This window comes from Candidatus Fukatsuia anoeciicola, assembly GCF_964059965.1.
In the GTDB taxonomy this organism is placed as follows: Bacteria; Pseudomonadota; Gammaproteobacteria; order Enterobacterales; family Enterobacteriaceae; genus Fukatsuia; species Fukatsuia anoeciicola.
In genome coordinates, this window is the sequence record NZ_OZ060923.1 from 198,757 (window position 1) to 213,177 (window position 14,421).

Below are 14,421 nucleotides of genomic sequence, written 5' to 3' on the forward strand. Positions count from 1 at the left end.
TTAGTTAATTAATTAAAAAATTACCCATACCAAAAATAGAAAAAGTATAGTTATTAAACTAAAAGTTAATAACTTAAAATTATGGATTAATTGATAAATTATGTAGTGTTTTAAGCACTAGTATGTAATTTTACTTGTTAATATTAGTAATAATATTAAAGTTATCAATAAACATTATTAATCAGTTTTTAAAATATGATAGTATCTATGTATTAAAAATAAAATCGATAAGTTAATTTATTTATCATCTTCTAATTAGAAGACTAGAAATGTTAATTATCTTATAGAAGTTATTATTCCTATATTTGATATATAAATTAAACACTAATATTAGATATTTTAAATTTATTATTTAATGATATAATTTTATTATTTAACGATATACTAAAGCTAGTTATTTTGATAAAAAGTTAAGTAATTATTATATTCCATCGTGGTAATGAGTATAAAATATAAATATAAAATACTACTTATAATTACTTAGAAATATTAGAATGACTAAAAAGGATGTCACATAATAAATTATTTAATTAGTTTTATATAATTATATGTTTTATAAACCTATCATAAGGTAATTCATAATAAAATAATTTACTTGTAATATGATCTAAGAAAAATATTTAAAATTATTATAAAACGAAGAAATAATTTATATGTATAAAGTAAAATAATTAAACAAACACTTACCTTAAGACTTAGGATATACCTATTAAATATAGAAGTTTTTATATACTAACCTTTTTTATAACTTTTATATCTAATTTTCATGCTATAAATGACTATAATTAGATTATATTTTAATTTAAATTATTATTACCTATTTTAATAAAAATCTAATATAATTTAGATTATTTAATTATACTAATGGTATTTATTTAATGCATGTTAGTTTAATAACTTATAATTAGGTTATCTTTTAGTACTAAAGAATTTTTTTCTTTATTTTTTAAGTAATATTAAGTTTAAATGAATTTTATTAGTCCAAGTAATCTATATCTATCATTATTTTAATTATAAGATATATTTATATATAAAACCATTAAGTAACCTAAAATTATAATGTCTTTTATTAATAAAAGTTATATGGGTAACTGCTTTACTTTTATTAACGATTACTTAGTTTTTAAACTATATCTTTTATTTTTAATAAAACTCTTTATGTTTTTTGTCGGTTTAAACAGTATTTAGTGACATTAATAAGTGTACGCTAATGCTGTATATTACTTTTTAATGCATAATTATTACTTATCTTATAGTTTTAAATAATAGAAAAAATAACTATGATGTTCTCATAGATACTTAAGAATTATTAATAAATAATTACCTAAATACATATGAGTTTTTAACTACTGTTATTTATTTATACTTATCTACTGTATTAAATATCTTATTATTTTTTAAGCTAAATTATATTTAGTACTAATTAAGCGACGAATTTTTTATTGTAGCATCTTTATTTATTGCTTTATATTGTACAGAGATTTTTTATTCAGGATATTATTAGTAATACTCACGTAATAGTAAGAGTATTGGTTTTAGAGATAGGCATAATAAAAAACTAGGTTAATTTTTAAATACCTTTTGTTTATTTATTTAATTTACTAGGTCTTTAATTTTATAGCAGGGTCCATGTAAAAGATTCTTATAACTATCATTTATTATATAAATAATTTATCTCTGCATAATTATCTAGATTACTTATTTATTAAAATTTTACTAATATCTATAATTATAAAAGAAAATAAATCTTAGCATATATACAAATAATAATATATGTAGTATAGAAAATACTAAAATTACAGTAGTGGATTAAACAAATTAAACCTTATTTAATATATAATAAAATTATTACTAAATAAATATGATAATATTATATATTTTCTATTTATTACCTGAATCTTAATCCTATGAAATACAAATAGCTTAAGTTAAAGCATTCCGTAAAAATAGTAACATAATATTACTGTTAATTTATTTTATTACGAATTTATTTAAATTAACTTATAAGACTATTTCTATCATATTTAACTTTTGAATCTTTATTATTATCCAACTTAGTATTACCTTCACGATTAAGAGGTAATTGCGGTTTATTTTTTAGATAACTTTTATAATCAAGCTGATATAATTCTTTGATAGCATTTAAAATAATACTTATTAATAAAATTAATATTAACCACCAATAATTTTTTAACCAAAGTATATCTCCTAAGAAATCCATATCTTTACCTTTTTAATATAACTTCTATAATAGTAAAGTAGTAATCATTAAAAAAAGATCTTATTTAAATATTTAAAATATATTATAAATCTTTTAACTATGTTATACAAAGAAAAAATAAATAAAATGTAGTTATACTTTTATGTATAATAAAAAAATTAATAAATATTTTAAAATTATTTTTTCATATAAAATTAACAAATATAAAAGTTTAAATAGGTCTAAAAATTATTGGTTTAAATAATCTTCATTAAATTTCTTGAAAAATTATTACGTAGGGTATTAAATTAAAGCACTAGATACGTAGTTATTTTATATTATATATAAACGTATGAAGATTTTAAGTATCACATAATATTAAATTTACACTATATAGTAGTTTATATAAGAAATTTATTTAAGAATTTTTTCCATAATACACTGATAAATACGACTTAGTAATTGTAAGTCAGCAACCTTAACGCATTCATTTACTTTATGAATAGTAGTATTGATAGGCCCAAGTTCTATTACCTGCGCACCCATTAAAGCAATAAAACGACCATCAGATGTGCCCCCAGTAGTGAGTAATCGTGGTGTAATTTTACTATGATGCTCTACAGCTTTAATTGCTATTTCAAGTAACTTTCCTTTTTTTGTTAGAAATGGCTGACCAGAAATCACCCAATCAATATCGTAAGTTAACTGATATTTAGTTAATAATGCTTCTACTTTTTCTTTAATTAACGTATCAGTTAATGCTGGGCTGAAACGAAAATTAAACTGCACTAATAGCTTATTAGGAGTAATGTTACTGCTTCCATTACCGGCCTGTATATTGGTAATTTGCATACTAGTAGCAGGAAAAAATTGATTTCCTGAATCCCATTCTGTGGCTAATAGTGTTTGTAAAATAGGTAGTATACGATGAATTGGATTATCTAATAGATGAATATAAGCAACATGCCCTTGTATACCATGTATTAATAAGTTAGCGTTTATAGAACCACGCCGACCATTTTTAATTATATCACCAACATATCGTATACTAGAAGGCTCCCCAACTAAACAATAATCTAATCGTTCGTTACGTTTCATTAACGTATGGACTACTTTTATTGTACCATTAGTTGCTTTAGCTTCTTCATCTGAAGTAATTAAAAACGATAGACGACCACTATGATTACGTTTTGTAGCAATAAAACGTTCAGCAGCAACTACCATTGCAGCTAGTGAACCTTTCATATCAGCAGCACCACGACCATAAAGTATTCCATTACGAATAGTAGGATCAAATGGTGGATTGATCCACTCACATTCATCACCAATAGGCACAACATCGGTATGTCCAGCAAAAACTAATGTCTCCTCGTTACTTTGACCATGACATGCCCAAAAATTTTTAGTATCAGCAAAATCCATTAGCTCAATATTAAAACCAGCTTGCTTTAGACGTTCCGTCAGTAACGTCTGGCAACCTTTATCTGCTGGGCTAAGCGATGGAAGTTTAATTAATTGTTTTGCGAGTTGAATGACTGGACAACTCATACTACAATGCCTCTAAAAAAATTATTGATAACTAGTAAAATTAAAACTAAGTAATATTTAATTAAAATATTTTATAATAAAAATTATTTAATGAATAAGACCATGTTAATGAAAAGTTTTAGAAAGCTAGTATTTATTAATATCAAACACTTTATTTAACTTAATTTATAACAGATAAGTACTATATATATTCAGTAAAGATCTTAACACTAAAGTATTAACAAAATCTTATAGACATCTTGTTATTAACTAATTAATATAATATTATAAAGTAATTTGTAAACAACAATATAGTTGTCTAACTTAACATATATTTTTAAAATAACACATAAAACTAGTAATTTATACTATAAGAAAGTAATAAATAAATCTAGTAAACTATCTTTAATTTCCCTTAACTATAAATTAATACCATAATATAAACTTATATTATGGTATTAATTTACTATTAGCTATATTAGCCTTCTATGAAACTATAACTTTATTATATAAAACTATAGAGTACACAAAATATTATTAACTATAAACACATAAAGATTGTAAGTATCATATAACATTGAATTTATAATATATAGTTAGCAATGCAATTAGTCTAATAGTAAAATAATACTAAATATTTTAAAAATTTTAATATTGTTAACTTATATGATAATTTTTTAATTATATAAGCAAAATTAATAAAGCATTTTACTAGCTAATAGATGATCATCTATATAAAAGAGTAGTAATGCATAAAATTATTGAGTATCTAGTAGTTTAAGACCTCAAATAGGAATATTAAACACTATAGAAAAAAATAAAAACAGTAAAGGTAATTATTTAAATATTAATTATATTAAATCACTTTTACTATATTAATAGAGAATACTAAAGTTCTTAATATTATTTTTATTTAAATTAGTTAATAATATTATAAATGTATTAGTAACGAATAAAATTGAAAGGAATATACATATTTATTATGTTATTAAATAATTTATTAATTAAAGAATTATAGTAAAAAATTATTTTTTAATATTTTTATTATTAAAACACTTAGTAATAGATTTGTGTAAATTATTAATAATTTTATGCTGTAATATTAAAAGTAATAAGTTTTACTAAATTATAATAGTAAAATTAGTAAGAAGCAAAACTAATGTAATAACGACCTTAGGAGTATCATGTTAAATTTAATTTATAATCCTGAGTGTCGCCGTCTATTACAGGCTATAGCAGCATGTTGGATGCTTAGTGTTAGCAAAATTGGGTTCGCTACCCCTACGCAAATTATTGCAGTACGGATTTGGCCTTCATCAACTTATACGCGGATTACGTTAGAATCAAATATCCCTCTTAGATACCAGCAATTTTCTTTATTTAAACTAAATAAAATTGTTATTGATATCGAAGGTTTATATTTAAATAAAGCGCTTAAGAAAATAAATAGTCAAGTTCAATCAGTTGATCCTTATCTTAAGCAAATACGAGTAGGTCAATTTAATAAAAATACATTACGTTTTATTCTTAAACTTAAACAAAATACAAATTCACAGCTTTTTACCTTAAAACCTATTGCAAAATTTAACTATCGTTTAGTAATTGATCTTTATCCAGTTACTAGCACAACAACAAAAGATGATCCACTATTAGCTTTATTAAAAGATTATAACAGAAATAATTTAGAACATATTTTGCTAGATAAATCATCATCAGTAGGTAAAGTAGGTCATGATAGACCAATTATTATTATGCTTGATCCCGGACATGGTGGAGAAGATCCTGGTGCTATCGGTAAAAATAAAACTCGTGAAAAAGATATTGTGCTACAGATTGCCCGTCGGTTAAGGATGCTGATACAGAAAGAACCTAATATGCAAGTTCATATGACTCGCAATGAAGATATTTTTATCCCTCTAACCGTTCGTGTTGCTAAAGCACGTAAGCTGCGTGCCGACCTTTTTGTTTCTATACATGCAGATGCTTTTACTAATCGCTCAGCTAAAGGCTCGTCGGTATTTGCGCTTTCAACTAAAGGCGCAACAAGTACTGCAGCACGTTTTTTAGCACAAACTCAAAATGAAGCAGATCAGATAGGTGGAGTTAGCAAGAGCGGTGATCACTATTTAGATCATACGATAATTGATTTATTACAAACTGCAACTATTAAAGATAGTTTAAAGTTTGGTAAAGAAGTACTTAACTATATGAATAAGATTAATAAATTACATAAAAATTGTGTTGAGCAGGCAGGATTTGCGATGCTAAAAGCACCAGATATTCCATCTATTCTTATAGAAACCGCATTTATCAGTAATCTTGAGGAAGAACGAAAATTACGTACTAACTATTTTCAACAACAGATAGCTGAATCTATATTTGCAGGCATTAAGACTTATTTTACTAATGGTGGGACAGTATCGCGATTATAACAAAATCACGATCATTTTCTGAGCCATATACTTTTTACTACATGATTAACGCTTTTCTTTATAATCAAGCTAGCACGTTTACGGGTAGGTAAAATATTTTGCTTTAAATTTAGTCCATTTATCTCATCCCATAATTGGTCGGCTATTTTAGCTGTTTCTTTTTCTGATAATAGAGTATAATGATAAAAATAAGAATTTGGATTAGTAAATGCGTTCTGTCTAAATCTAAGAAACCGATTAATATACCAGTTTTTTAATAAATTCTCAGGCGCATCGATATAAATTGAAAAATCAATAAAGTCAGAAATAAATATATAATTTAAATTATTAGTATAATTTATCCAACTTTGTAATATATTTAATCCTTCTAATATAAGAATATCAGGCTGTTTAATAAACTTATTACCATTAGGTACTATATCATACATTAGATGCGAATAAAATGGAGCCTTTACCTGATGGTCTCCTGATTTAATTTTAGTAATAAAATTAATTAAATTATATATATCATAGGACTGAGGGAAACCTTTTTTTTTTATTAAACCACGTTCATGTAATACTTTGTTAGGATAAAGAAAACTATCAGTAGTAACAAGCTCAACACATTGATGTTCTGGCCAACGACTCAGTAATATTTGTAATAGACGTGCAACGGTACTTTTACCAACAGCAACGCTACCAGTAATACCAATGATATAAGGAATTTTTTGTCTATAGTTACCTAAAAACTGTTTTAGCATTACCTGATGATTAAATTTAGAGTTAATATAAAAATTAAGTAAGCATGATAAAGGAAGATAAATTTGTGCTACTTCTTCTGGTAATAAATTTTTATTAATCTCTTGAAGATTAATAAATTCTTTTTTTATTAATGTAAATGGGATTAAATGACGTAAAGCTGCCCACTGAGTCCGATTAAATTTTAAGTAATACATTGTTAATAATTAATTTTTTTATCATAAACTAAATTCTATATATTAGTATAATACAAAATATGTTTATAATACGGATGTATAATCTGATTTAAATAAAATTATAAGAAAGTAGAGGGCTAATATTATATTGTTGTTTTTATAAAAATTTCTAATTTAAATTTATTTATATTTAATATAATAAATATTAAGTAATATAATTACTTTATTAATAACTGTCAATTAGTATTAACATGTTATATTTATTTTCATAATTAATTTATATGTCTTTTACTATATATCTACTCTAGATAAAAATTAAGTTTTATATTGTAGGTAATTAAGTTTTTTAGTATAAGTATTATTTATCTTTTAAAGATTATTAGTTTTTAATCTATATAATAAATTATAGATTTATTATATATAAAATTTTATGAAAATAATTAATTATCTATAGGATCAACATCTAATGCCCATTTAACTTTTTTAGCAAGTGGCAACTTAACGATTAATGGTTGTAAGTAACTCACTAGTTGCTGTAATCGATAACGTGAAGGATGCTGGATTAATAATTGCCAACGAAAACGCCCACTTCGTTTTGCTTGTAAAGCCATTATTGGTCCCATGATCCAAAGCATATCATCTTTTAAGGAGTTTAATTCTAATAAATAACGTAATTGTTGTAAAAATAACATTGATTGTTGGTTATCATGATCTTCACTACGTACGATTATATGACTAGTATAAGGTGGTAAAAATGCGCTCTGTCGCTCTATTAGTGTTTGTTTAGCAAAAGCTAAATAACCCTGTTGTAATAAAATTTGTAACACAGGATGTTCAGGATAATGTGTTTGTAAAAAAACTTCTCCTTGTTTTCCTGATCGCCCTGCTCTACCTGAAACTTGAATATAAAGTTGAGCAAAACTTTCAGATGAACGAAAATTAGCTGAAAATAATGCGCCATCTACATCTAATAGAGCTACTAAGGTGACATCTGGAAAATGATGCCCCTTGGCTAACATTTGTGTGCCAATTAAAATACGTGCCCCTCCTTGGTTAATATCATTTAAATATTTTTCTAATGATCCTTTACGATTAGTTGTATCACGATCGATTCGTGTAATAGGTGTATTAGGAAATAAAGGGCGTAAATTATTTTCTAATTGTTCAGTACCTATACCTACAGAAAGTAAATTAGTAGAGTTACATTCTGGGCACTGTATCATTATTAATCGTTGATTATCACAATAGTGACAACGTAAATGTTGTTGGTTTTGATGTAAAGTATAATAGTGATCACAGCGCTGACATTCAGCAATCCAGCCACATTTATGACAAAGTAAAGCAGGTGCATAACCACGACGATTAAGAAATAACATAACTTGATTCTTAGCTTTTAGATGATTTTGTATCTGCTCTAGCAAGGGTTTAGAAAGTCCAACCTTAAGATATAATCCTTTTATATCAATTAAATAATGGTTAGCAACTGTAGCATTACCAGCGCGTTTAGATAAAGTAAGTTGTCGATATTTTCCTAGCTGTACATTATATAATGTTTCTAATGCTGGTGTTGCTGACCCCATAACAATAGGGATATTTTCTTCCCGCGCCCGAAATATAGCAAGATCGCGTGCGTGATAACGCCAACCATCCTGTTGTTTATATGAATTATCATGCTCTTCATCAATAATAATTCCACCTAGTTGTGAAAAAGGAGTAAATAATGCTGATCTAGTTCCTATAACAATAGCTACTTCGCCATTACGTGCTCGTAGCCATACTAATAATCGTTCACTGTTATTTAATGCTGAGTGTAGTACTGCTATAGGTACATTAAAGCGCTCACGAAAACGTGCTATAGTTTGTGGTGTTAAACTAATTTCAGGTACTAAAATTAGTGCTTGTCTTCCTTGAGAAAGAATATTTTCTAATATACTTAAATAGACTTCAGTTTTACCTGAACCTGTTACGCCAGATAATAACCAGGCAACAAAATGTTGATTCTCATGACTTATAGCTTCTACTGCTGCTGCTTGTTCGTTATTAAGTTGTAAACGCTTACCTGTACATAAAAATTGATAATGCCAGTTAGTATTTATTTTGTCTTGCTTACACATTTTAATTAATTTTTTATTTCTTAAACTTTTTAAGACAGTAGACGTTAGTCCCATTTCATTAGTTTGATAATGGTAAAGTGGTTGTTGTAATAAAACAGCAAGTGCTCGTTGTTGTTTTGGAGCAGATTTTAGGTTTTCTAGAGGTATTGCTTTTCCTTGTTCAGTAATAACCCATTGATATAATGGCATAAATAAAGCAGGTTTTCCTTGGCGTAATAAGATAGGTAATGCATGAAATAATACCTCCCCGATAGGATAATGATAATAATCAGCGGCCCAACAAAGAATATGCCATAATTTAATAGGAAATAGTCCTTGACCATCTAGAATAGCCTCAATAGATTTAAGTTTTTCATAAGGTAATATACTAGTTGTGCTGATCCCGGTTACTATACCAATAGCTTTACGATTACCAAAGGGAATTCTTACGCGGGCACCCACAACAGGGGATATTGCAATACTATCTAATCGGTAGTCGAAAGTTTGAGCTAGTGGTACCGGTAATGCAATTTTAAAAATAAGCATGACATTATCCTTACATTAAATCTTTTCGAAAACTCTTATTTATCTAATTTTCATACTATAAATTACTATAGTTAGATTATTTCTTAATTCAAATCATTATTACCTATTTTAGTAAAAATCTAATATAACTTTAGATTATTTAATTATACTAATAATATTTATTTAATTTATGCTAATCAATAACTTATGATTATCGTATTATTTTTTAGTACTAAAGTATGTCTTTTCTGAATAAAACTATTTATGTTTTGTCGGTTTAAATAGCATTTAGTAGTATTAATAAATATACGCTGATACTTTATATTACTTTTAATATATAATTATTACTTATCTTATAATTTTAATTAACAAAAAAATATCTACAATACTATTGTAAATGTTTGAGGATCATTAATAAATAATCTTCTAAACATAACCTAATTTCTGACTATCTATTATTTATTTGCACTTATCTAATATATTATAAAATTGTACTATACTCTTATAAAAGTATTAGTTTATAAAATAAGTGAATTGTATAGACTATATATAAAATAGCCATATAAATTTAAACTAAAATAATGTAAATTAATACGTCTAAATAGTTAAATTATATCTTAAGAGTTAGTTATAAAAAATTAAGAATTTATTTGAAATATTATTTAGTTATACTTAGATGAAGAAAATATATAAAAATATAAAGTTTATGTTTATTTTTAAATAATAAAAGATAACTGGTAATCATTCTAAATATATTTTTAATAAATAACTTAATTAAAAATATGGCGAGTATAAATGATTAAGTAATAGTGTTTAGAATACTATTACTTAATAAAGAAACTTTCGTATGATAAATAATAGTAATATTTATATCTAATTATATAAATAATAGGCTAAAATAAAATATAATTCATTCATAAAAATTAAAAAATTATATTTTTATTATTTAATGTGTATTAAATAATATTTAATAAATTACCTTTAAAGTATTTTTTTAAAAAAATGTTAATTATTAATAGTTTAATAAACATAAAAATAAGTTATTTTTATGTTAGTATTTTAAAAAATAATTATATAATTTTTTAATTATTAATAATTAAACATATCAGTATGCTAATAGTATTATTGCAGAAAGGTTACTATTTAATTAAAGTAAAGGAACTCTAGTATGTCGATTGCTCTTACTTGGTATGATGTTATTAGTCAGGAAAAACAACAGCCTTATTTTAAAAATATATTAAGTTATATAGTAGAACAACTTGATACTGGTAAAATAATTTATCCTAAGCAGCAAAATATATTTAACGCTTTCCATTTTACTGCCTTAATAGAAGTTAAAGTAGTTATATTTGGGCAAGACCCTTATTATAGAGAAAACCAAGCACATGGCTTATCATTTTCTGTATTACCTGGAATACCTATCCCTCCTTCGCTAATGAATATATATAAAGAATTAAAGACAGATATTTTAGGTTTTACATATCCTAATCATGGTTATTTAAAAAACTGGGCACAACAAGGTATATTATTATTAAATACGACATTAACAGTTGAAGCAGGTAAAGCATGTTCTCATATAAATCTTGGTTGGGAAATTTTTACTAATAGAGTTATTGACGTATTAAATATATATCGAGAAGGTATAATTTTTTTATTATGGGGATCTCATGCACAAAAAAAAGGACAGATAATTAATAAAAAACGTCATTTTATTCTAAAAGCAGCTCATCCTTCACCTTTATCTGCTTATCGTGGATTTTTTGGTTGTAAGCATTTTTCGAAAACAAACCAATTATTACAAGAGTATAATTTATCACCAATAAACTGGTAACTAAGATTATTAGTTTAGGATAACATTACAAAAAGGCACTTTTAACAGTGCCTTAATGACACGAAAAAGTGTTAAATTTCTGCTTTGCCTTTTGACACCTCAACCATTGCTGGTCGTAATAAACGACCATTAAGTTTATAACCTTTTTGCATCATTTTCATAACATAGTTTGACTGTATTTCGTTAGATGCAGATAATTTCATTGCTTGATGATACTCTGGGTTAAATGGTATCTGAATATCTGAAATTATCTCAATGCCAAATTTTCCCATAGTATCTAATAAAGACTTCAGTGTTAATTTAAGCCCTTCAATCATAGGTAAAAGTTCATTATTCGATCCATCTAATAAAGATAATGCTTTTTCTAAACTATCAATTACTGGTAATAATTCACTAGAAAATTTTTCTAATGCAAATTTTTTAGCTTTTTCGATATCATTTTCTGCGCGACGACGAATATTTTGGATTTCAGCTTCTTTACGAGGTAGACTTTCACGTTCGCTCTTCTTAGCTGCTGCTAATTCTATTTCTAGCATGGTAATTTTAGTTTCTAGCTCAGTAATACGTTGGTTTGCAATATCATTAATTTTTAATGTTTCGCTTGCTTGTTGTTCGATTATTTGTTTATTTTCTTCTGTTAATATTTTATCGATAGATGTTTTCTGTTCTTTATTATCATTCTTCATAGATATCTCCGCTTTTTAGCATTAATCTCCTAAGTTGGTCTATTATGGGGATTAAAATAATGGATTCAAGGGAATTAATCACAATGTTAAAAGAAGAAAAAATTCCTGTGAGAAAAACACCAATAATAACAAAAAAATTTAATTGTATTGGTATTCTTGGGCATCCACGCCAACAGACTGCGTTAGATACACATAAAATACTATATCATTGGCTAAGATCTGAAAGTTATGAGGTTATTGTTGAAGAGCAAATTGCTAAAGATCTTGCTTTAAGAAATACTACTGTAGGTAACTTAACAGATATTGGTAAAAATGCAGATTTAGCGGTTGTAGTTGGTGGTGATGGTAATATGCTTCGTTCTGCTCGAGAGTTAGCTAAATATGATATCAAAGTAATTGGTATCAATAGAGGTAACTTTGGTTTTTTAACTGATTTAGACCCAGACACTGCTCAAAAGCAGCTTACTGAAGTATTAGCAGGTGAATATTTGAGCGAACAACGTTTTTTATTAGAAGTTAATATTTTTCATACAAACTGTTATAAAAAATCTAGTACAGCAATTAATGAAGTTATTTTGCATTCCTGTAAAAGAGTACAAATGATTGAATTTGAAGTTTACATTGATAATTACTTCTCCTTTTCACAACGTTCTGATGGATTAATTATTGCTACACCAACAGGATCCACAGCTTATTCACTTTCTGCTGGTGGCCCTATTCTAACGCCAACTCTTGATGCTATTGTATTAGTGCCAATGTTTCCACATACTCTATCAGCAAGACCGCTAGTTATTAAAAATAGCAGTATTATCCGTTTAAAAATTTTTCGTAATGATTTAGAAATTACTTGTGATAGTCAGATTACTCTACCAATTAGAAAAGGTGAATATATAGAGATTAGCCGTAGTAAATGTCATCTTGATCTTATTCATCCTAAAAATTATAGTTATTTTAATACGTTAAATACTAAATTAAATTGGTCAAAAAAATTATTTTAAAAAAAATGTAAGTACTACTTTACCTTTAATAAAAAATTTACTTTTAATAAGTATAATATACTTTCGATAATAGTATATTTATTGTATTAAAAAAATAATTATCTATAATTTTACTATTATATAAGATAAAAATTAATTTATAATCCTAAATAATCACTATTGCTAGAGAAATTAGTTAGGTAAATTGATATTTATAATAACTAAGTTTATGCTTAGAATTTTATTTAGAAAATATAGTATCCTTATACTACAATATATTAATATTTGTGTGTATTTTATTAATAGATAATCTTTTTATAAAATTATAGATAAAAGATTACTATTAATGATAGTAAAACATTATTATAATATAAAATATTTAGTATAGTATACTACTATTATTAATAGTTATTTGTAAAATCTTATTAATAATAAGCTATATTACTTTCTAAGTTATATAGTTACGTTAAATATTATATTATCTATAGATAATATAATATTACAAAAGTAATATACTATTAATGTTATTTACATTAATGTTATTTACATTAATATATTATTATTATTTTTATAACTAGTTTATATAATTCTTATTATATGTTGACTAGATCATATATTTATATTTTTAAATAAAAGTTTTTAACAAAAAATATTAATTTTTTAATTTAGTTAAGATTTTATCTAAATAATGTATAGGTATATAAAAAACTAGATATAGTATTAAAAAGATTAATAAATTTATTCATTAGTATTTATAAAATTATTAATAAAAATTATTTTTATTAATGTTATTAATAACATAATTTACTAATTGATGTAATGTTATATTAAACTTACATCTTTATTTTTTATATCTACTGATTACTTTTTTATTAATATTTATTAATTAAGTAATTTACACTATTAAAAGAATTTATATTGAAATTATCTTATTATCTAAGTATTTAATAATATAAAAATTTTAATTTTTTATTTTTTGTCTTATTACTTAATTTCTGTATTTTTATTTTTTATATTTTTATGACTGGTTACTATTTTTTCTTTTTATGTATTAATTAATAATAATATGTAATGTTAAATTTTTATATTTATATATATTACTTAATAGCTTTAATATTAAATTATTTTTAATATTTTCATTTATTTATTTTAAATTTTTTATTAAATTGAAAATAAATACCTTTATAAAAATTTTTTATTTTTTACTTATATAAAAATTTTTTTGTTATTTTAATA

Annotated in this window: 8 protein-coding genes; 3 read left to right on the top strand and 5 right to left on the bottom strand. The window is 24.5% G+C overall.

Annotation, left to right across the window (positions count from 1 at the left end; all coding sequences use genetic code 11):
- Positions 1 to 1,996: 1,996 nt before the first annotated feature.
- Both AB4W73_RS00740 and dapE read right to left on the bottom strand, forming a co-directional pair.
- Positions 1,997 to 2,203: a hypothetical protein gene (locus AB4W73_RS00740; RefSeq protein WP_367680731.1), complete on the bottom strand. Its 207-nt coding sequence runs from the start codon at positions 2,201 to 2,203 to the stop codon at positions 1,997 to 1,999.
- A 411-nt stretch (positions 2,204 to 2,614) separates the two neighbouring features.
- The gene (dapE, locus tag AB4W73_RS00745; RefSeq protein WP_367680555.1) at positions 2,615 to 3,748 is read right to left on the bottom strand and encodes a succinyl-diaminopimelate desuccinylase; all 1,134 of its coding nucleotides are present in this window, start codon (positions 3,746 to 3,748) and stop codon (positions 2,615 to 2,617) included.
- Between the two features lie 1,163 nt (positions 3,749 to 4,911).
- Here dapE and amiC point away from each other — a divergent pair.
- Complete coding sequence (gene amiC / locus AB4W73_RS00750; RefSeq protein ID WP_367680556.1) at positions 4,912 to 6,159, top strand: N-acetylmuramoyl-L-alanine amidase AmiC; 1,248 nt, start codon at positions 4,912 to 4,914, stop codon at positions 6,157 to 6,159.
- Positions 6,160 to 6,170: 11 nt separating this feature from the next.
- Here the strand turns inward: amiC and coaA are convergent, their stop codons facing one another.
- Entirely contained in the window at positions 6,171 to 7,094 is a 924-nt protein-coding gene (coaA, locus tag AB4W73_RS00755; RefSeq protein WP_367680557.1) for a type I pantothenate kinase, read from the bottom strand.
- 419 nt (positions 7,095 to 7,513) lie between these two features.
- Positions 7,514 to 9,712, bottom strand: a complete 2,199-nt coding sequence (priA, locus tag AB4W73_RS00760; RefSeq protein ID WP_367680558.1) for a primosomal protein N' — start codon at positions 9,710 to 9,712, stop codon at positions 7,514 to 7,516.
- Between the two features lie 1,147 nt (positions 9,713 to 10,859).
- Here priA and ung point away from each other — a divergent pair.
- Complete coding sequence (gene ung, locus AB4W73_RS00765) at positions 10,860 to 11,522, top strand: uracil-DNA glycosylase (RefSeq protein WP_367680559.1); 663 nt, start codon at positions 10,860 to 10,862, stop codon at positions 11,520 to 11,522.
- A 71-nt stretch (positions 11,523 to 11,593) separates the two neighbouring features.
- Here the strand turns inward: ung and grpE are convergent, their stop codons facing one another.
- Positions 11,594 to 12,208 carry a nucleotide exchange factor GrpE gene (gene grpE, locus AB4W73_RS00770; RefSeq protein WP_367680560.1) on the bottom strand — a complete coding sequence of 205 codons (615 nt, stop codon included), beginning with the start codon at positions 12,206 to 12,208 and terminating at the stop codon, positions 11,594 to 11,596.
- 125 nt (positions 12,209 to 12,333) lie between these two features.
- Between grpE and nadK the strand changes: the two genes are divergently transcribed.
- A complete protein-coding gene (gene nadK, locus AB4W73_RS00775) occupies positions 12,334 to 13,206 on the top strand; it encodes an NAD(+) kinase (protein WP_367680732.1) in 873 nt (290 codons plus the stop codon).
- The last annotated feature ends 1,215 nt before the right edge of the window (positions 13,207 to 14,421 follow it).

Coding starts and splice junctions, on each gene's coding strand:
- dapE (WP_367680555.1), bottom strand. CDS start 3,748: ATGAGTTGTCCAGTCATTCAACTCGCAAAACAATTAATTAAACTTCCA.
- amiC (WP_367680556.1), top strand. CDS start 4,912: ATGTTAAATTTAATTTATAATCCTGAGTGTCGCCGTCTATTACAGGCT.
- coaA (WP_367680557.1), bottom strand. CDS start 7,094: ATGTATTACTTAAAATTTAATCGGACTCAGTGGGCAGCTTTACGTCAT.
- priA (WP_367680558.1), bottom strand. CDS start 9,712: ATGCTTATTTTTAAAATTGCATTACCGGTACCACTAGCTCAAACTTTC.
- ung (WP_367680559.1), top strand. CDS start 10,860: ATGTCGATTGCTCTTACTTGGTATGATGTTATTAGTCAGGAAAAACAA.
- grpE (WP_367680560.1), bottom strand. CDS start 12,208: ATGAAGAATGATAATAAAGAACAGAAAACATCTATCGATAAAATATTA.